Here is a 19,540-nt window from a genome sequence, read left to right as displayed (position 1 = left end):
CTTTTTCCTGCCTTGGATTTGATGTTTATAGGCGCAAACGGGCAAGGACCAGTGCAATGACAATGTGGGTATTCGGATATGGATCGCTGTTGTGGAACCCGGGCTTTCCGGTTGCACGCAGTGAACGGGCCACTCTGCATGGATATGCGCGATCCTTCTGCATGCGCTCAATCCACCACCGCGGGACCGAAGACGAGCCCGGACTGGTGCTGGCCTTGGACGAACAAACCGATGCACGCTGCACGGGTTTGGCGCTGGCTGTCGAGGCCGGGCACGAAGACCGAACTTTGGCCGAACTGCGTGAACGCGAGTTGATCTCATCCGCCTATCTGGAACGCATGCTGGATGTGCATCTGGATAGCGGCGAGGTCGTCAACGCGGTCACCTACGTCATCGATGCGCATCACGTCCAGTATTGTGGTGGCTTGCCTTTGGAAGAACAGGCTCAAATCATCGCGCATGCTGTTGGCGGGCGTGGTCCAAACACCGAATACCTGTACAACACCGCCGACCATTTGGCAGAGATAGGCCTGCACGACCCCGACCTTGAGTGGTTGTCGCAACGGGTGCGCACAATCAGCGCATAAACCCTTGGCGTCACGGCCAGGTTTTCGTTAGGCTCCCACCAGAGCAGGCAATACCAGGAGCCACGCGCATGGCGCAGGCACAGCAGGGCGCGAGACCGCATTTCTCGCAACCGATCCGTCAAATCTTGACGATGCTGATCGCAATTGGGCTGTCAGGTTTTGGCGTGTTCATGGCGCTGCCCTATGTGCTGCCCGTCATTCAGGCCAACCTGTATCTGAACGGGTTCATCCTGTTGGTCTTCGCGATTGGCGTCTTGGCCTGCTTTTATCAGGTGACACAACTGATTGGCTCGGTCCGTTGGATCGAAGCTTTCGTCGGCGGTGTTGAGCGCGATGACGTTCGCCCGCCACAATTGCTGGCGCCGTTGGCGTCGCTGCTGCGCGCACGGGGGGCTAGGTCCCAGATCAGCTCCAGCTCGACACGGTCCATCCTGGATTCCGTGGCCGAGCGCGTGGAAGAAGAGCGTGAGATCACGCGCTACATTACAAACGTTCTGATCTACCTGGGTCTGCTGGGTACGTTCTTTGGCCTGGCGACCACGGTCCCCGCCATTGTCGACACCATCCGCAGCCTCAACCCTCAGGACGGTGAAGAAGGTCTGGCCGTGTTCAATCGGCTGATGACCGGGCTTGAATCCCAGCTACAGGGCATGGGCGTGGCCTTCGGTTCCTCGCTATTGGGTCTGGCTGGGTCGTTGATCGTTGGTCTTCTGGAGTTATTCGCAGGCCACGGCCAGAACCGATTCTACCGAGAGCTGGAGGAATGGCTGTCTTCGATCACCCGTGTGGGTTTTGCGGGCGCTGAGGATGGTGGCGCGGAATTGGCCGTTCTGACGCCGGTGCTGGACACTATGGCGGAACAGATGGACGCGCTGCAGGACATGTTCGCGGCACAAGAAGCTGATCGTTCCGAAGTGTCCGCCAAGCTGGGGCATTTGGTCGATGCGATCAGCGACATGAACCAAAGGCAGGCGCAGACCGAAGGTATCGCTGCCGCGCTTGAGCGGGTTGCACTGGGTCAGGACGCATTGGTTGACCATATGCGAGAACGCGGTGCGGGCGAAGGCATTGATGCCGAAAGCCGGATGCGCCTGCGTTCTATGGACGTCCAATTGCTGCGGATTCTCGAAGAGATATCGGCGGGTCGTCAGGACAGTATGAATGAGCTGCGCAAGGATTTCGAACTTTTGGTCAAGGCCCTGACTCTGCCACGCGGTGCGGTCAGAACTCCGTCCGAGGGGGACTGATCCATGGCCCTGTCCCGTCGCACCGGTCAACGGTTTCAGGGCTCGGTCTGGCCTGGTTTCGTAGACGCGATGACGGGCCTTTTGATGGTTCTGACATTTGTGCTGACCATCTTCATGGTCGTTCAATTCGTCTTGCGGGAAACTATTTCGGGGCAAGAGGACGAACTGACCGCCCTGTCCGACGAGATCGCAGCATTGGCCGGCGCGCTTGGATTGGAAGAACGTGAAAACAGTCGGCTCCAGGCCCGCTTGGGGGCGTTGAACACGACGCTAACCCAGGCCGAGGACGATCTGGCGCAAGCCCAGACGCGGATTGCGGACTTTGAAACACAAGTGGCCGCCTTACTGGCCGATCAAGAGCGTGCGCAAGGCAACATTGCGGCGCTGGAGATCCAGCGGGAAGAGCTGCTGTCGGAACAGGATGCTCTGAACCTGGCGCTGGCGCAAAGCCGTCAGGAAATCGACGCTCAGGCCGAGGCTGCGCGTTTGGCCGCGGCCCGCCGCGAAGCGCTTGAGGCGCTGGTGGCTGATCTCGAAGCCACCGATGCCGCGCGTGCCACACTGATCACAGAACTCGAGCAACAGCTTTCGGATGAAGAGGCCGCGCGCCTTGCCGAGGCAGCCGCTGCCGAAGCCTTGCGTGATCGGTTGCAAAACGCGGATTCCGAACTGACGGCCATGACATTGGCGTTGGAAGCGCAGCGGAAAGAGGCTGAAGAAACCCTTACTCTGTTGGCTGCCGCGCAGGCGGCAAAGGCGGAATTGGAACGTCAGTTCGGCGAGTTGAACGCCGAGGGGCTGCGCGAACAGTTGCGCGCCGCGCTTGAAGCTCAGACACAGGCTGTTGACGAAGCCGAGGCGCAAAGGTCTCTGGCAGCCGAGCGGGCGGCTTTGTTGGCTGCCGCGCGGGATGCGCTGGCTTCGGAAGAGGAAGCGTCGACCGAAGCCCAGCGGCAAACGGCTCTTTTGAACCAACAGATGTCGGCCCTGCGCGGCCAGTTGGGATCGCTTCAAGCTCTGCTTGATGACTATGAAGAGCGTAACGCAGCCGCAGAAATACAAATCCAGACGCTGGGGCAGGACCTGAACGCGGCTTTGGCCCGCGCTGCGTCCGAAGAGCGTCGCCGCCGACTTCTGGAAGAGGCGGAACGCATCCGGCTTGAGGCCGAGGCCGAGGCATTGGCCGGGCAAAACCAAGAACTGACCGCCCAGGCCGAAGATCTGCAGCGCTACAGGTCCGAGTTCTTTGGGCGGCTGCGCGACGTTCTTGGTGACCAGGATGGCGTCCGGATTGAAGGTGACCGCTTTGTTTTTTCCTCGGAAGTGCTGTTCGACACGGGCTCGGCCGTTCTGTCACCGGAAGGGCAGCTAGAGGTCGCGAAAGTGGCGAACATCTTGCGTAGCATTGCGGCCGAAATCCCGGATGGTCTGAATTGGGTCATTCGCGTCGATGGTCACACGGACAACGTTCCCTTGGGCGGCGGTGGTCGGTATCGAGATAATTGGGAGCTTAGCCAGGGGCGCGCGCTGTCGGTCGTCCGGTATATGGTCGAGGCGCTGGGCATCCCGCCCAACCGACTGGCTGCAAACGGGTTTGGGGAGTTCCAGCCGGTCAACATCGCCGACACGCCTGAAGCGCGGGCGCAGAACCGTCGGATCGAGTTGAAGCTGACCGAGCGATAGGATCAGACCAACCCGTGGATGCGGGCGAACGGATCGTGAGTTTTGTCCTTGTGCCAGGTATACTCGCTCCACATCGCGACCTTTTCGGCGGTCTCTTCACCGTTCATCAGCGCGATAGCCCCCAGCGCCATGTCCATTCCGGCAGACACGCCGGATGAGGTCAGAAATGGCCCATCTTCAACCCACCGCGCTTGCGCCACCCAATCAACATTCGGACCTTGGTCGCGCACCCAGGAAAAGGCGGCCTTGTTTGTGGTCGCGCGCCTATTGTCCAGTATTCCAGCTTTGGCCAGAAGGGCGCTACCGGTGCAGACGCTGAGCGTGAATTCGGCGCTTTCAGCCTGCTTTGCCAGCCAATCCAGCAAACGGGTGTTGCTGATTTCCCGGCGCGTTCCGGCCCCTCCGGGAACAAACAGAATGTCGTACTGCGTCGCGTTCTCGAGGGACGCGTTCACATGGGCCTGCACCTGCTGATTGCTTTGCACCGGGCCGGTCTTTTCGGCGACCAGCTCCAGTTCGAAATCATCCGGCAAAAGCCCGAACATTTCCATTGGGCCGAACAGGTCCAAAAGCTCGAACTCGGGAAAGACCAATGCCCCAATCTTGCGCATGTTGACGTTCCACTGTGCGGGTGATCCAGAATGAAGAACGCCCACCTAAGCGGCAGGCGTTTTTGAATGTCTGAGGACCTACATCATTCCGCGGTCAAAAGTGGAGGTTTGTCACCCGGTATGCGTGGCTGATCGGGACCTAGGATGTCCAGGTTCAGATCGCCCTTCTTGACCGAGACACGCACCACGCCACCCTTGGCCAGTTTGCCGAACAGCAACTCTTCGGCCAGCGGTTTCTTGATGTGTTCCTGAATGACACGGCCCAGCGGACGCGCGCCCATCTTGTCGTCGTAACCCTTGTCCGCCAACCATTCCGCGGCTTTTGGGGTCAGGTCGATGGTCACGTTGCGATCCAGCAGTTGCGCCTCAAGCTGCAGAACGAACTTCTCGACCACCTGCAGAATGACCTCCTTCGGAAGCGGCGCGAACGAGATCACGGCGTCCAGACGGTTACGGAATTCCGGCGTGAACATGCGTTCGATCGCGGCGGTGTCTTCGCCTTCGCGACGGTCACGTCCAAAGCCGATCGCGGCCTTGGCCTGTTCCTGCGCGCCCGCGTTCGAGGTCATGATCAACACCACGTTGCGGAAATTCACTGTGCGACCATTGTGATCCGTCAGCTCGCCGTGGTCCATCACCTGCAACAGGATATTGAACACGTCCGGATGCGCTTTTTCGATCTCGTCCAGCAGCAATACACAATGCGGATGCTGGTCGACGCCGTCGGTCAGAAGACCGCCCTGATCGAACCCGACATAGCCCGGAGGGGCACCGATCAGACGGCTGACCGCGTGTTTTTCCATGTATTCCGACATGTCGAAGCGCAGCAGTTCTACACCCAGCGTATCCGCCAATTGCTTGGCTACTTCGGTTTTACCGACACCGGTCGGACCGGCGAACAAGTAGTTGCCGATGGGTTTTTCAGGTTCACGCAGACCGGCGCGGGCCAGCTTGATGGCGCTGGACAGCGCCTCGATGGCCTCATCCTGACCAAACACCACGCGTTTCAGCGAGGTTTCCAGATCTTTCAGCACCTCAGCATCGTCCTTGGTGACGTTCTTGGGCGGAATGCGTGCGATCTTGGCGACCACCGCCTCGATCTCTTTTACGCCAATGGTCTTGCGGCGTTTGCTTTCCGCGACCAGATGCTGTGCCGCGCCAGCTTCATCGATCACGTCAATGGCCTTGTCGGGCAGTTTGCGGTCGTTGATATACCGCGCCGACAATTCCACCGCGGTTTTGATCGCATCGGCGGTGTATTTGATCTCGTGATGCTTCTCGAAATAGGGTTTCAGACCGCGCAGGATTTTCACGCTGTCTTCGACCGAAGGTTCGTTCACGTCAATCTTCTGGAACCGGCGGCTCAGCGCGCGATCCTTTTCGAAATGTTGGCGGAATTCCTTGTACGTGGTCGAGCCCATCGTACGCAACTTGCCGCCCTGCAAGGCAGGTTTCAGCAGGTTTGATGCGTCCATGGCACCACCCGAGGTGGCACCGGCTCCGATCACGGTGTGAATCTCGTCAATGAACAGCACCGCGTCGGGGTGATCTTCCAACTCGGTTACGACCGCCTTCAGCCGTTCCTCGAAATCACCGCGATAGCGTGTACCAGCCAGCAAAGCGCCCATGTCCAGAGAATAGATCGTGGTCTCGGACAGGACATCCGGTGCTTCTCCGGCCACAATCTTATGAGCCAGACCTTCGGCGATTGCGGTCTTGCCCACACCTGGATCACCGACCAGCAGCGGGTTGTTCTTGCGGCGGCGGCACAGAACTTGAATGCAGCGCTCAACCTCATCGGCGCGTCCGATCAGCGGATCAACGTCGCCGGCGCGAGATTTGGCGTTCAGATCGATGCAGTATTTACCAAGCGCACTTTCCTTCTGCTCTCCGTCACCGGAACTGGCCTGAACCTCTTCTTCAACCTGATCCGCGCCCGAGACCGAGCGGTTTTCACCGTAGGCCGGGTCTTTGGCCACGCCATGCGCGATGAAGTTCACCGCATCGTAGCGGGTCATATCCTGTTCCTGCAGGAAATAGGCCGCGTTGCTTTCGCGTTCGGCAAAGATGGCGACCAGAACATTTGCGCCGGTCACTTCCGTTCGGCCCGAGCTTTGAACGTGGATCGCTGCGCGTTGGATCACGCGCTGGAAGGCTGCTGTTGGAACGGCCTCGGATCCGTCAATATCGGTGACGAGGTTCGACAGATCCTCGTCAATGAACTCGACCAGAGTGCTGCGCAGCTCATCCAGATCAACGCTGCAGGCTTTCATGACGCGGATGGCGTCCGGTTCCTCTAGCAGCGCCAGCAATAGATGCTCTAGCGTCGCGAATTCATGCCGCCGTTCATTCGCAGCCGCCAAGGCCGCGTGGATGGCTTGTTCCAATGTGCTCGAGAATGAAGGCACGCGGGTGCTCCTCTGTCTTGGGTCGGAAGGGGCAGGCTTGCGGCCGGATCCCCATCCCAACCATGTCCTCATACTATTAGAGTTTGGTTGATCGTGGCCCGGCTTCAAGGGTTTTCTTTCACTTGACAGTCACATTTCCTGTGACCGTGGCTGTGAAGAGGGGCAAATAGGCATCAGAATCGGTCTTTTCTAGCCCTGATTTCCGCAAATACCTCTGCAGGGTCCGCATCCTGCATATTCAAATGGGCCTGAATCGACGGATCTGTGGCCCGCAGAAAGGGGTTTGTGGCTTTCTCAACCCCCAGAGTCGACGGCACCGTAGCTTGCCCAGCCGCGCGCGCGCGGTCGATTTCCGCCACGCGTTGTTTCAGCGTCGGATTGTCCGGATCAACCGTAACGGCGAATTTTGCATTGGATTGCGTATATTCGTGCCCTGAACAGACGATCGTTTCGTCCGGCAGTGCGGCCAGCTTGGCCAGAGACGCCCACATTTGAGAGGGTGTACCCTCGAATAGTCGGCCACATCCCAGCGCCATCAGGCTGTCGGCGGTAAACAAAACAGCGCTTTGGGGCATGTAAAAGGCGATATGGCCGACGGTGTGGCCCGAAACATCCAAGACCTCAACCGGCTCACCGCCAAATTCGAACGTATCACCGTCCTTCACCTGAAGGTCCAGCGGCGGCAGGCGGTGGGCGTCAGCGGCGGCGCCAATGACCTTGGCCTGATGCTTTTCAAGAATCCCCGGCAGCCCATCTACGTGGTCCCAATGGTGATGGGTCAGCAGAACGTGCGACAGGGACCATCCGCGACGGTCCAGTTCGGCCAGGATGGGGCCGGGTTCTGGGGCGTCGATCAAAGCAGTGTTGCCGCTGGCGGCGTCATGCGCCAGAAAAGCGTAGTTATCGCTGAGACATGGGATGGTGACGATCTCAAGAGGCATGGCCTTTTGCCCTTTCGTTGCTAGACTGCGCTCAGCTAAGCCGATTGACCGGATGTCCGCAATGCATCTTGATGTGCAGGATCTGAGGAATTTCTATTACCGCAGCACCCTTGGACGCGCTGCGCAGGCTGCGATCCGTGGCCGGTTGATGCAGCTATGGCCCGAGGCCAAGGGGCAGACGGTTGTAGGGTTCGGTTTCGCCGTCCCCCTGCTACGCCCGTATCTTGCGGATGCGCGGCGGGTGATAGGTCTGATGCCGGGGCCGCAGGGTGTTATGCCGTGGCCTGCGGGTATGCCCAACGTTTCGGTTCTGACCGAGGAAACGCGTTGGCCCATCGAAACCGGACATGTGGATAAGCTGGTCTTGATGCATGCGCTGGAAACCTCGGACCGGCCAAGCCAACTGCTGGATGAGTGCTGGCGGGTTTTGGGGCCCGGCGGGCGGGCTCTTTTTGTCGTTCCGAACCGGGCCGGGTTGTGGTCCAGGTCAGATCGGACGCCATTTGGATTTGGCCGCCCCTATTCGGCGTCACAGTTGGAAAACCAGCTCAGAGCGCATCATTTCCTGCCCGAGGCGTATTGTTCGGCGCTGTACCTGCCGCCGTCCTTTCGACGGTTCTGGCTGAAATCAGGCAACCTGATCGAAAAAACCGGTCAACGGCTTCCCACCGTCATGGCGGGTGGGGTTTTAATGGTCGAGGTCACAAAGCACATCCGCCCGCCCAGCGGCAGTGTTACGAAAGATACCGAGCGTCGCCCGATAAAGGCGTTGGATGGATTGCTGAAACCGGCTTAGGTTGGAGTGGTATTTTCCGCCACGTCAGATGCCGAAAACGCGGGAAAATGGCCACAGGAATCGCAAAAACCTACACTTTGGTAACATTTTTCGCGCGCGCCAATCGGACAAAAGGGTCGCACCCTTATTAACATACTGAAATCAAACATTTTGTGGATAAGACTGTCCCGGTGATAATATGTTGCTAGCTGGGTTCGGCTCTGCTACATCCCCGGTGATTTTGATCCCCGGCCCTTCGGACGGGGTTTCCTCACGCCCCAAGGTAGCGGCCGCTACGCAACATCGGGGCCTCAAATATCGGAAGGGTGGACGTGTCCGAACCAGCTTCGATTTCCACAGGCATTGCCGAGCGCTATGCCACCGCGATCTTCGAGATCGCCAAAGAGAATAAAGACCTCGCAGGTCTGGAAACCGGCATCAATGATCTGGCAGCAGCCTTGGGCGACAGTGTCGACTTGCGCGACCTGATTGCATCGCCTCTGGTTTCTCGTGCTGAACAGGAAAGCGCAATCACCGCAGTCGCCAACAAGATGGGTCTGAACCCGATCCTGCGCAACACCCTGGGTCTGATGGCGCAGAAGCGCCGCCTTTTTGTCGTGCCACAACTGGTGCAGGTTCTGCGCGACATGCTGGCCGACGAGCGTGGCGAAGTGACCGCCGATGTCGCCTCGGCCAAGGCGCTGACCAAGACACAGATGGATAAACTGTCCAAGACGCTGTCCGAGCGTGTGGGCAAGACCGTGACAATAAATGCGACCGTTGATGAAAGCCTCATCGGCGGTCTTGTCGTTAAAGTGGGCTCGAAGATGATCGATAGCTCGATCCGTTCGAAGCTGAACTCCCTACAGAATGCAATGAAAGAGGTCGGATAAATGGGAATCCAAGCTGCAGAGATTTCTGCAATCCTGAAGGACCAGATCAAGAACTTTGGTCAGGAAGCAGAAGTGGCCGAGATCGGCCGCGTGCTGAGCGTCGGTGACGGGATTGCCCGTGTATACGGCCTGGACAATGTGCAGGCGGGTGAAATGGTCGAATTCCCCGGTGGCATCATGGGCATGGCGCTGAACCTGGAAAGCGACAACGTGGGTGTCGTTATCTTCGGTTCCGACCGTGACATCAAAGAAGGTGACACTGTAAAACGCACCAACTCGATCGTGGACGTTCCGATCGGCGACGAACTGCTGGGCCGCGTTGTTGACGGTCTGGGCAACCCGCTGGACGGCAAAGGCCCGATCAATGCCTCCAAGCGTGGCGTTGCAGACGTCAAAGCCCCCGGCATCATCCCGCGTAAATCGGTGCACGAGCCGATGGCAACCGGCCTGAAATCGGTTGATGCGATGATCCCGATCGGCCGTGGCCAGCGGGAACTGATCATTGGTGACCGTCAGACCGGTAAAACAGCCGTTGCTCTGGACGCGATCCTGAACCAGAAAGTGTACAACGAAGCGGCTGGCGACGACGAGTCCAAGAAGCTGTACTGCGTTTATGTGGCCATCGGTCAAAAACGTTCCACCGTTGCGCAGCTGGTGAAGAAACTGGAAGAATCCGGTGCGATTGAATACTCGATCGTTGTGGCCGCAACCGCGTCCGACCCGGCGCCGATGCAGTTCCTGGCACCTTACGCGGCAACTGCGATGGCAGAATACTTCCGCGACAATGGCCGCCACGCGCTGATCATCTATGATGACTTGTCGAAGCAAGCTGTTTCGTATCGTCAGATGTCCCTGCTGCTGCGCCGTCCGCCCGGACGTGAAGCCTATCCTGGTGACGTTTTCTACCTTCACTCGCGTTTGCTGGAACGTTCGGCGAAGCTGAACGAAGACTTTGGCGCAGGCTCGCTGACCGCTCTGCCGGTTATCGAAACCCAAGGTGGCGACGTATCAGCCTTTATTCCGACTAACGTGATCTCGATCACCGACGGTCAGATCTTCCTGGAAACCGAACTGTTCTATCAGGGCATCCGTCCTGCTGTGAACACCGGTCTGTCGGTTTCGCGTGTGGGCTCTTCGGCTCAGACCAATTCGATGAAGTCGGTTGCTGGTCCGGTTAAACTGGAGCTGGCTCAGTACCGTGAAATGGCTGCGTTTGCGCAGTTTGGTTCTGACCTCGACGCCGCGACCCAGCAGCTGCTGAACCGTGGTGCGCGTCTGACCGAGCTGATGAAACAGCCGCAGTACTCGCCGCTGACCAACGCGGAAATCGTCTGCGTCATCTTCGCTGGCACCAACGGCTACCTTGACAAGATCGACGTATCGGATGTTGGCCGCTATGAGGCTGGCCTTCTGGCGCATCTGCGTGGCAAGCACGCTGACCTGCTTCAGTGGATCACCGATGAAGATCCCAAGATCAAGGGCGACGCTTCCGACAAGATCAAGGCTGCGATTGACGAATACGCCGCAACCTTCGCTTAAGGGAGAGGCGGGCATATGCCAAATCTTAAGGACCTTAAAAACAGGATCGAGTCGGTCAAATCGACCCGCAAGATCACCAAGGCCATGCAGATGGTCGCGGCTGCGAAACTGCGCCGCGCCCAGGAATCTGCCGAAGCCTCGCGCCCCTATGCCGAGCGGTTCAATGCCGTGATGGCGGGGCTGGCGGCTTCGGTCGGGGGCAGCGACAGCGCCCCCAAGCTGCTCCGGGGTACGGGCAGTGATGATGTCCATCTGCTGGTTGTCATGACAGCTGAACGCGGCCTGTGCGGCGGTTTCAATTCGAACATCGCCAAGCTTGCCCGCCAAAAGGCGGATGAGTTGCGCGCCAAAGGCAAGGCGGTCAAGGTTTTGACCGTCGGCAAAAAAGGCCGCGACGCGCTCAAGCGCGATTTCGGCGATCTGTTCGTGGGCCATATCGACCTGAGCGAGGTCAAACGTCTGGGTTATACCAACGCGCAAGACATCGCAAAGGACGTCCTGTCCCGTTTCGACGGGGGTGAGTTCGACGTTGCCACGATCTTCTACGCGAAGTTCGTCAACGTTGTGACCCAGATCCCCACGGCACAGCAAATCATCCCCGCCTCGTTCGAGGACGAAGCGGCGGGTGACGATAGCGGTGCCGTATTCGACTATGAGCCCAGCGAAGAGGCCATCCTGGCCGACCTGCTGCCCAAGGGGGTTGCGACCGCAATCTTCTCGGCTCTGCTCGAAAACGGAGCGTCTGAACAGGGTGCACGGATGTCCGCAATGGACAACGCGACACGCAACGCGGGTGAGATGATCGACAAGCTGACGATTCAGTTCAACCGCTCGCGTCAGGCCGTGATCACCAACGAGCTGATTGAAATTATTTCCGGCGCCGAAGCGCTGTAGAGACATACCGGAGACGAAACATGGCGAATGCAAAAGGCAAAGTCACACAGATCATCGGGGCCGTCGTCGACGTGCACTTCGAAGATCAGCTGCCTGAAATTCTGAACGCGCTGGAAACCACCAACAACGGCAAGCGCCTGGTGTTGGAAGTTGCTCAGCACCTGGGTGAAAACACCGTCCGCACCATCGCGATGGACGCGACCGAAGGTCTGGTCCGTGGCGAGGAAGTTACCGACACCGGCGGCCCGATCTCGGTGCCGGTTGGCGACGCGACGCTGGGTCGTATCCTGAACGTTGTGGGCGAACCCATCGACGAAAAAGGCCCGGTTGAAGCAAGCGAAACCCGCGGCATCCACCAGCCCGCCCCCGCGTTCGACGAACAGTCGACCGAGAGCGAGGTTCTGGTGACCGGCATCAAGGTTGTGGACCTGCTGGCCCCTTACGCCAAAGGCGGTAAGATCGGCCTCTTCGGCGGTGCCGGCGTTGGCAAAACCGTTCTGATCATGGAACTGATCAACAACATCGCAAAAGTGCACTCGGGCTACTCGGTGTTTGCGGGTGTTGGTGAACGGACCCGTGAAGGCAACGACCTGTACTGGGAAATGATCGAATCGAACGTGATCAAGCCCGACAACCTGTCGGAATCGCAGGTTGCGCTGGTTTACGGTCAGATGAACGAACCTCCGGGAGCACGCGCGCGTGTTGCTCTGACCGGTCTGACCCTGGCCGAGCAGTTCCGCGACCAGTCCGGTACCGACGTTCTGTTCTTCGTCGACAACATCTTCCGCTTCACGCAGGCGGGTTCCGAGGTTTCGGCTCTGCTGGGTCGTATTCCTTCGGCGGTGGGCTACCAGCCGACACTGGCCACCGACATGGGCGCCCTGCAGGAACGCATCACCTCGACCAAGTCGGGCTCGATCACCTCGGTTCAGGCGATCTACGTGCCTGCGGACGACTTGACCGACCCCGCGCCGGCAACATCGTTTGCGCACTTGGATGCGACCACCGTTCTGAACCGTGCGATTTCGGAAAAGGGTATCTACCCCGCCGTTGACCCGCTCGACTCGACATCGCGTCTGCTCGACCCGGCGATCGTTGGTGAAGAGCACTACAAGGTTGCGACGGACGTTCAGCAGATCCTCCAGCGTTACAAGTCGCTGCAGGACATCATTGCCATCCTCGGCATGGACGAACTGTCGGAAGAGGACAAGCTGACCGTGGCGCGCGCGCGTAAGATCGAACGCTTCCTGTCGCAGCCCTTTGACGTGGCCGAGGTTTTCACCGGTTCGCCTGGCGTTCAGGTTGCGCTGGATGTCACCATCTCGTCGTTCAAAGCCGTTGTGGCTGGCGAATACGATCACCTGCCCGAGGCGGCCTTCCTGATGGTTGGCGGCATCGACGACGTGATCGCCAAAGCCGAGAAGATGGCAGCAGAAGCCGCCTAAGGAGCACACCTGATGGCAAACACGATGCAATTCGACCTCGTCAGCCCCGAGCGGAGCCTAGCTTCGCTTGGCGCGACGGCGGTCCAGATTCCCGGCGCGGACGGGGACATGACGGCGATGCCCGACCATGCCCCCACAATCACCACCCTGCGCCCGGGTATCCTTAAGGTCGAGGCCCCCGAGGGCACCAGCGAATATCTGGTGACCGGCGGGTTTGCTCAGATCGATGGCGACAGCCTGTCGGTTCTGGCCGAAAAGGCCATTCCGGTTGCCGAAGTGACCCGGTCGCATCTTGATGACCTGATTGCCGAAGCCCGCGCCTCGCACGAGGCTGCGAAGGCCGGTGACGATCAGACTATCGTCGATGACGCCGCCAAGCTGCTGGCCGATATGGAAGCTCTTGGAACGCATATGAGCCTGTAAGGGTTCACGCTTGCGAATTCAAAACGGCCTCGTGTTCACGGGGCCGTTTTTTGTCGTGATTTCGTCATCGCCGCAGGTTAAAGTGCGGGAATTGAATGAAAAGATGACTGAATGAAGAAATTTCTAACACATCCCATTGGCATTGATCAGGGCGAAGAAGTTCTTTTTTCGGACTTCGCAAATGGTGGAGATATGTGGACCGGAGAAGGCGCGCGCGAACGGCGCTCGTCCGTTCTGTTTGGCCAGCCATTTCGGAACACACCCGTCGTTCAAATCGGTATTTCGCTGTGGGACGTGGACACGTCCAACGCCCTGAGGGCCGAAGTAAAGGCCGAGGATATCACTCCAAACGGATTTAGCGCGGTCTTTCGGACGTGGTCCGATTCCAAGATCGCGCGGCTACGTGTGTCATGGCTGGCGATCGGTGAGGTCGCACACGCAGATGATTGGGAGATTTCATAGCCGTCAAATTGTTCAGCAGGGCTGATCTGTTTCAAACGCTGCCAACTGGCTTATCATCCTAATAATTCGAGTACCTGAAATTGACGACCTCGTCGTCCTGAATCGCACAATGGGCTTTGATATAGCTTCGCGCGTCGTTTCTATCGCTGGAACGCGCAACCTCGAGGTCGATCAGATCGATTCCGTCGGCATTTGTCGTGTAAGACAGGGTGCGTTCAAAATCGACGGCGTAGTATCCCTGATTGGTCATCGCCGTCAGCGTCCTATGCATGCATAGGCCAACGGCGTTCTCTTCGGGGCTCACATGTGGGTGCTTTTGGTAGTGGGACCCGTGCTTGTGATGATGTTTGGCAATCGAAGCCCCCAGAACCCCCAAAGCAACCCCGGCGATCAAAGCACCCGAATCATCCGCATGCGCGGACGGCACACTGAATGCCGTGGACGCAAGGATTGCAGAGAGTGTTACGGCTGAGAAAGGGTTTGAGCGCATCGAACGAGTCCTTGGGTAACATGATGGAATGCGAATATCGCGTTGTGATATCCACGCAGCCTAAACTCAGGCCATCATGAAAGGCTAGCAATTTCCAAAGTCTCGTTTGGACGCTGCCCCCGGCTAGTCCATATGATACATCGACTCGTAGATCGGCGTCAGCGTCTTGTCCTCGAAAAGCGACGATACCGAGGTTCCGTTCCAGATGTTCAGGATCGCCTGTGTAAAGATCGGAGCAGTGGGAACGATGCGGATGTTTTTGGCCTTGGCGACTTCTTTGGTCGGCTGGATCGTGTCGGTCAGAACCAGCGATTTCATCACCGAATTGGTCACACGCTCGACAGCCGGGCCGCTCATGACACCGTGGGTGATGTAGGAGTGGACCTCTTTCGCACCATTGTCCATCAGCACCTGCGCCGCCTTGCAGAGTGTTCCGGCGGTGTCGCACATGTCGTCGATGATCAGGCAGATCTTGTCTTTGACGTCGCCGATCACAGTCATCTCGGCGACTTCGCCGGCCTTTTCGCGGCGCTTGTCCACGATCGATAGCGGTGCTTCGATCCGTTTGGCCAACTCACGCGCGCGCGCCACGCCACCCACATCGGGGGACACGACCATGATCTCATCCATCTTGTTTTGGAACTGGTGCTTCACATCCAGCGCAAAGATCGGCGAAGCATAAAGGTTGTCCACCGGGATATCGAAGAAACCCTGAATCTGCGCGGCATGCAGGTCCATGGTCAGGACCCGCTCAATGCCTGCGCCGGTCAGCATATTGGCGACCAGCTTGGCAGAGATCGGTGTGCGGGCTTTGGTCCGCCGGTCCTGACGGGCATAGCCAAAATAGGGGATCACAGCGGTGATCCGTTGTGCAGACGACCGACGCAGTGCATCCGCGATAATCAGCAATTCCATCAGGTTGTCATTGGCCGGGTTCGAGGTCGGCTGGACGATGAACATATCCTCGCCGCGGACATTCTCGAACACCTCGACGAAGATTTCGCCATCATTGAACCGCTCGACACGGGCATCGACCAGCCCCTGATCGACACCGCGATACAGGCTCATGCGGCGCGAGATGGTTTCGGCAAGCGGAAGGTTGGCGTTCCCAGCGATAAGCTTGGGTTCGTTGAGTGTCGGCATCGGCTGATATCCCCGGGCAGCAATGGCTAATGTGACAGATTCGTGATGTTGACACCGCTTAGCATGGCCTTACCGTCTCGCAAAGATAACGCTGCGGAGAAAGTGAACATGGCCACCATTGACTACTATTTTGCGACACTCTCGCCCTACACCTATCTGGCCGGGCTGCGGCTTGAAGAGGTCGCGGCCAAGCACGGCGCGACGATCAATTACAAACCGATGGACATCATTGCGCTATTCGGTCGGACCGGTGGAACGCCGCCCAAAGACCGCCATGTCTCGCGTATTGAATACCGGGCACAGGAATTGCAGCGTCAGTCGAAAAATCTGGGGATGGAATTCAATCTGCAGCCTGCGCATTGGCCAACCAATGCTGCGCCGTCGTCCTATGCGATTATTGCCGCGATCAAGGATGGGTCCGGTGACGTGGGCAAGCTGGTCCATTCCTTTGTGCGCGCCTGCTGGGCAGAAGAAAAGGACATCGCGCAGGATGACGTGATCCAAGAGTGCCTGACGCAAGCCGGGTTTGATCCCGGACTGGCTGATAGCGGCCTGCTTGTTGGTGCCGAAACCTATGCCGCCAATCTGGAAGAGGCGGTGGATCGCGGCGTCTTTGGCGCGCCGTTTTACATCACCGAGGATGGTCAGCGGTTCTGGGGGCAGGACCGGCTAGACGACTTGGACCGGCACCTTGCGGATATGAAGGCGTGAAGGACGCGATGACGGCTTCGTCAGTCTTCGTCAGGGCGTTGGGCGAGGGGCCTCGCAATGTCCTGGCTTTGCACTGCACGCTGGCGCATTCCGGCGCTTGGGGTGGATTGTCGTCTGCTTTGGCTGGCCGCGCGTCGTTCGTCGCGCCGGATATGCTGTCCCATGGGCGCAGTCCCGATTGGGACGGTCAGACCGATTTTTATGATCTGACCACCGAGGCCTCAGCGGCCCAATTGACCGCGCCCATGGATGTGATCGGACATTCTTTTGGCGCGATGGTCGCGCTGCGGCTGGCGATTGAACATCCCGACCTTGTGCGCAGTGTCGTTTTGATCGAGCCGGTCTTCTTCGCGATCGCCGCGCAAGATGCGCCGGACGTTTTGGCGCAACACGATGCGGAAGCGAAACCGTATATTGAGGCCTTGGAGAACGGCGACATGCCGCTTGCAGCGCGTTTGTTCAATCGCATGTGGAGCACAGATATCAGCCCCCGCTGGCCGGACATGCTGGAAAAGACGCGCGCCGCTATGATCCGAGCGGTGCCTGTCGTCCCTGCGTTTGCCGGTGCTCTATTTGAGGACACGAAAGGCTTGCTGGACCCCAGCACCACCGGGCGCGCGGACATGCCTGCCCTGATCTTGGCCGGGTCAAAGTCGCATCCGGTCATGCCCGCGATTGGTCAAGGGCTTCAACGACGTTTGCCTAATGCAACATTTGCCGTGGTTGAAGGCGCAGGCCACATGCTGCCGATTTCGCATCCAATTGAAACGGCGGAGTTGGTGCAGCGGTTTTGGGCGGGTACGTCCTAAATCAGCGCCAGAAACTGGTCGATGTCCTCTGGGCGGATCGACCAGTCGCAGACCATTCGGCAGGCGAGGGGTTCATCGTCGTCTGCCCCTTCCAGCTCTGCGCCCCACAGGTGATAGATGGCACCTGCTTCGTGCAGTTGCTTGTGGCGCGCGCGGGGGAACTCGGCAAAGACCATGTTGGCCTGCGGTTCATGCAAGAAAGACGCACCTTTGTCGCGCAATCCATCCACTAGACGGGCGCAGTTCGCGTTAGCTTGTCGTGCCAGAGTCAGCCAAAGATCGTCCTTCAGATAGGCCAACATTTGGGCAGACAGATAACGATGTTTCGAGAACAGATGCGCCCCGCGCTTGCGGCGCAGTTCAAACTCCCAGGCTTTGGTTTCGTCGAAGAAGACCACCGCCTCAACACCCATGAGCCCGTTCTTCGTGCCCCCGAAACTGACAGCATCGACACCCGATTTCCACGTCATATCAGCCGGCGAGCAGTTCAGCGCGACAAGCGCGTTGGTGAACCGTGCGCCATCCATGTGAATCGGCAGGCCGTAGCCCTTTGCAACGCCGCACAGCGCCTGTAGCTCACCCAGAGAATAAACCGATCCACGTTCGGTCACTTGGGTGATGGAAACCGGCCCGCGCTGGGGCCCGTGCACACCGCGCGTCTCTTCGGCCTGGATCGCGCCACGCAAAGCGTCTGGCGTCATCTTGTCGCCGCCGGGAACCAAGGTCAGCTTGGCCCCGGTATAAAACTCCGGCGCATTGCACTCGTCCTCGTGGATATGCGCGACCGGAGAGCAAAACACCGTTTCCCAAGGGTTTGACAACGTCGCCAACGCCAGCGAATTCGCCGCTGTGCCCGTGGCCACCAGATAGACGGCTGCACCCGGAGCCTCGAAGATCCCACGGATTTGGTCGCGAACCTCGTTCATCAGCGTGTCGGCACCATAGGCCATCTGATAACCTTCATTGGCTGCGTTAAGGGCAGCCATGACCTGCGGGTGCACCGGCCCCGAATTGTCAGAGGCGAAATACATCAGTTGGGCTCCTCGATGATATGGTCTTCCCACTCTTCCAGTGGCGTTTCGAATTCAGATACCGTGCGGCCCTGAACCGAAACCCCGGCGGCATGCACGCTGTCCGGCGTACCAGATATCAAGGGATGCCAGTCGTAAAGCGGTTTCCCTTCCCACAGCAACCGATAGGCACAGGTCTGCGGCAGCCAATAGGCGTGGTCGTCGATGTTGCCGGGCTTCATCACAATGCACTCCGGCACGAATTGATGCCGGATGTCGTATTGTGTGCACCGGCAGGTTTCGTCGTCCAGAAGGCGGCAGGCAACGCGGGTCAGCGCAACCTCGCCCGTGTCTTCATCCTCCAGCTTGTTCAGGCAGCACTTGCCGCACCCATCGCACAGTGCTTCCCATTCTTGCGGGTTCATCTTGGTCAGCGGTTTGCGTTCCCAGAACCGGGGCGCAAGTCCGTTGCGGTCAATCGGGTCAGTGGTCATAGCGCCGCCAGCAGTGTGCGGGCCTTGTCGCAATCGGCCTCCATCTGAGAAATCAGCCCGTCCAGCCCGTCAAAGGTCATTTCGGGGCGCAGGTATTCAACCAGGCCGACCGACAGCGTCGCGCCGTAAAGATCGCCTGAGAAATCGAACAGGAAGGTTTCGATATTTGGTACATCGCCCTGAAACATCGGGCGCAAGCCGACCGAAGCCGCGCCGTGATAGCTGCCCTTGTTCGGACCGTCCAACACATCGACCAGCACGGCGTAGACACCGAATTTGGGTGGATGCAGCCCTTCGATGGACATGTTGGCGGTTGGATAGCCCAACTCGCGCCCGCGCTGTTCGCCCCCGATCACTTCACCCTCGACCCTGTGCCAATGGCCCAGCATCGCGGCGGCGTCGCGCGGACGGCCTTCGGTCAGCGCAGTGCGGATGGCCGTCGAGGACACCACGTTTTCGGATTGCGCCATCAGCGGCGCAATCGTCACGCCGAACCCCATTTCCTGCCCAAAGCGCTCCAAATCACCTGCGGTACCGCTGCGGCCTTTGCCAAAGCAGAAATCCGCACCCACGACGACATGCGACAGCCCTAGCCCGTCGCAAATGACAGTTCGGGCGAAATACTCGGGACTCAGACCAGCCAGAGCCGCATTAAAGGGCAGTTCGTAAAGCTTCTTTACCCCAAGCTTCTCTAACCGATGCGCACGGGCGTTTCCGCGCATCAGGCGAAAGGGCGGTGCTCCGGGTGCAAAATACTCGCGCGGGTGCGGCTCGAAGGTCATAACACCCAGCGGTGCATCAGGCGCGGCCTTGCGCGCCAATTCGATGACCGAACGGTGGCCAATATGAACACCGTCGAAGTTTCCGATCGCCACGCTGGCGCCACGGTCCTGCGGCTCGACAAACTGAAAATCCCGGATGATCTGCATAGGCTTGTGCCTAGCCGGGCGTTGCAACTTGTTCAAGGCCCTCGCA

At 58.9% G+C, this 19,540-nt stretch carries 20 protein-coding genes; 12 read left to right on the top strand and 8 right to left on the bottom strand.

What is annotated here, in order from left to right; translation table 11 throughout:
* The first annotated feature begins 56 nt into the window (after window positions 1-56).
* From ACR0CR_RS19135 to ACR0CR_RS19125, 3 genes are all read left to right on the top strand, one after another.
* Entirely contained in the window at window positions 57-587 is a 531-nt protein-coding gene (locus ACR0CR_RS19135; protein WP_480602278.1) for a gamma-glutamylcyclotransferase, read from the top strand.
* 68 nt (window positions 588-655) lie between these two features.
* Window positions 656-1,834 (top strand): biopolymer transporter ExbB, encoded by a 1,179-nt coding sequence (locus ACR0CR_RS19130; RefSeq protein WP_480602276.1) that lies wholly within the window; start codon window positions 656-658, stop codon window positions 1,832-1,834.
* 3 nt (window positions 1,835-1,837) lie between these two features.
* Entirely contained in the window at window positions 1,838-3,517 is a 1,680-nt protein-coding gene (locus ACR0CR_RS19125) for a peptidoglycan -binding protein (RefSeq protein WP_480602275.1), read from the top strand.
* Window positions 3,518-3,519: 2 nt separating this feature from the next.
* On the opposite strand, the gene ACR0CR_RS19120 is transcribed toward ACR0CR_RS19125, so the two are convergent.
* The 3 genes from ACR0CR_RS19120 to gloB form a co-directional block, all read right to left on the bottom strand.
* Window positions 3,520-4,128, bottom strand: a complete 609-nt coding sequence (locus ACR0CR_RS19120; RefSeq protein WP_480602273.1) for a DJ-1/PfpI family protein — start codon at window positions 4,126-4,128, stop codon at window positions 3,520-3,522.
* Window positions 4,129-4,211: 83 nt separating this feature from the next.
* Entirely contained in the window at window positions 4,212-6,536 is a 2,325-nt protein-coding gene (clpA, locus tag ACR0CR_RS19115) for an ATP-dependent Clp protease ATP-binding subunit ClpA (RefSeq protein ID WP_480602271.1), read from the bottom strand.
* Window positions 6,537-6,709: 173 nt separating this feature from the next.
* Window positions 6,710-7,477: a hydroxyacylglutathione hydrolase gene (gene gloB / locus ACR0CR_RS19110; protein ID WP_480602269.1), complete on the bottom strand. Its 768-nt coding sequence runs from the start codon at window positions 7,475-7,477 to the stop codon at window positions 6,710-6,712.
* Between the two features lie 61 nt (window positions 7,478-7,538).
* Here gloB and ACR0CR_RS19105 point away from each other — a divergent pair, with 61 nt between their 5' ends.
* The 7 genes from ACR0CR_RS19105 to ACR0CR_RS19075 all read left to right on the top strand — a co-directional run bounded on the left by ACR0CR_RS19105 (window position 7,539) and on the right by ACR0CR_RS19075 (window position 13,908).
* Complete coding sequence (locus ACR0CR_RS19105; RefSeq protein WP_480602267.1) at window positions 7,539-8,273, top strand: class I SAM-dependent methyltransferase; 735 nt, start codon at window positions 7,539-7,541, stop codon at window positions 8,271-8,273.
* Between the two features lie 311 nt (window positions 8,274-8,584).
* Complete coding sequence (locus ACR0CR_RS19100; protein WP_480602265.1) at window positions 8,585-9,145, top strand: F0F1 ATP synthase subunit delta; 561 nt, start codon at window positions 8,585-8,587, stop codon at window positions 9,143-9,145.
* Window positions 9,146-10,684, top strand: coding sequence for a F0F1 ATP synthase subunit alpha (gene atpA / locus ACR0CR_RS19095; RefSeq protein ID WP_480602263.1), 1,539 nt, complete (start codon window positions 9,146-9,148; stop codon window positions 10,682-10,684). It abuts the gene before it with no gap.
* Between the two features lie 15 nt (window positions 10,685-10,699).
* Entirely contained in the window at window positions 10,700-11,578 is an 879-nt protein-coding gene (locus ACR0CR_RS19090; protein ID WP_480602260.1) for a F0F1 ATP synthase subunit gamma, read from the top strand.
* 20 nt (window positions 11,579-11,598) lie between these two features.
* Window positions 11,599-13,023 carry a F0F1 ATP synthase subunit beta gene (atpD, locus tag ACR0CR_RS19085; RefSeq protein WP_480602257.1) on the top strand — a complete coding sequence of 475 codons (1,425 nt, stop codon included), beginning with the start codon at window positions 11,599-11,601 and terminating at the stop codon, window positions 13,021-13,023.
* Window positions 13,024-13,035: 12 nt separating this feature from the next.
* Entirely contained in the window at window positions 13,036-13,446 is a 411-nt protein-coding gene (locus ACR0CR_RS19080) for a F0F1 ATP synthase subunit epsilon (protein ID WP_480602255.1), read from the top strand.
* A 111-nt stretch (window positions 13,447-13,557) separates the two neighbouring features.
* The gene (locus ACR0CR_RS19075; RefSeq protein ID WP_480602253.1) at window positions 13,558-13,908 is read left to right on the top strand and encodes an H-type lectin domain-containing protein; all 351 of its coding nucleotides are present in this window, start codon (window positions 13,558-13,560) and stop codon (window positions 13,906-13,908) included.
* A 58-nt stretch (window positions 13,909-13,966) separates the two neighbouring features.
* Here ACR0CR_RS19075 and ACR0CR_RS19070 read toward each other — a convergent pair whose 3' ends face one another.
* Both ACR0CR_RS19070 and ACR0CR_RS19065 read right to left on the bottom strand, forming a co-directional pair.
* Window positions 13,967-14,398, bottom strand: a complete 432-nt coding sequence (locus ACR0CR_RS19070; protein WP_480602251.1) for a hypothetical protein — start codon at window positions 14,396-14,398, stop codon at window positions 13,967-13,969.
* A gap of 123 nt (window positions 14,399-14,521) precedes the next feature.
* The gene (locus ACR0CR_RS19065; protein WP_480602250.1) at window positions 14,522-15,541 is read right to left on the bottom strand and encodes a ribose-phosphate pyrophosphokinase; all 1,020 of its coding nucleotides are present in this window, start codon (window positions 15,539-15,541) and stop codon (window positions 14,522-14,524) included.
* A 108-nt stretch (window positions 15,542-15,649) separates the two neighbouring features.
* On the opposite strand from ACR0CR_RS19065, the gene ACR0CR_RS19060 reads away from it, so the two are divergent.
* Both ACR0CR_RS19060 and ACR0CR_RS19055 read left to right on the top strand, forming a co-directional pair.
* Window positions 15,650-16,252, top strand: a complete 603-nt coding sequence (locus tag ACR0CR_RS19060; protein WP_480602248.1) for a DsbA family protein — start codon at window positions 15,650-15,652, stop codon at window positions 16,250-16,252.
* The gene (locus ACR0CR_RS19055; RefSeq protein WP_480602246.1) at window positions 16,249-17,061 is read left to right on the top strand and encodes an alpha/beta fold hydrolase; all 813 of its coding nucleotides are present in this window, start codon (window positions 16,249-16,251) and stop codon (window positions 17,059-17,061) included. Before ACR0CR_RS19060 ends, ACR0CR_RS19055 begins: the two co-directional genes overlap by 4 nt.
* Here the strand turns inward: ACR0CR_RS19055 and ACR0CR_RS19050 are convergent.
* Genes ACR0CR_RS19050 through ACR0CR_RS19040 form a run of 3 tightly spaced genes read right to left on the bottom strand, consistent with a single transcriptional unit; the run spans window position 17,058 to window position 19,494 of the window.
* Window positions 17,058-18,092: a threonine aldolase family protein gene (locus ACR0CR_RS19050; protein WP_480602245.1), complete on the bottom strand. Its 1,035-nt coding sequence runs from the start codon at window positions 18,090-18,092 to the stop codon at window positions 17,058-17,060. The genes ACR0CR_RS19055 and ACR0CR_RS19050 overlap by 4 nt on opposite strands.
* Window positions 18,092-18,565, bottom strand: a complete 474-nt coding sequence (locus ACR0CR_RS19045; protein ID WP_480602242.1) for a YcgN family cysteine cluster protein — start codon at window positions 18,563-18,565, stop codon at window positions 18,092-18,094. The genes ACR0CR_RS19050 and ACR0CR_RS19045 overlap by 1 nt, the downstream gene beginning before the upstream one ends.
* Window positions 18,562-19,494 (bottom strand): bifunctional riboflavin kinase/FAD synthetase, encoded by a 933-nt coding sequence (locus ACR0CR_RS19040; RefSeq protein ID WP_480602239.1) that lies wholly within the window; start codon window positions 19,492-19,494, stop codon window positions 18,562-18,564. The genes ACR0CR_RS19045 and ACR0CR_RS19040 overlap by 4 nt, the downstream gene beginning before the upstream one ends.
* Between the last annotated feature and the right edge of the window lie 46 nt (window positions 19,495-19,540).

Source organism: Ruegeria sp. AM2 (genome assembly GCF_056540685.1).
The sequence above is the reverse complement of the archived record's forward strand: the minus strand, read 5'-3'. Positions and strand labels throughout refer to the sequence as shown.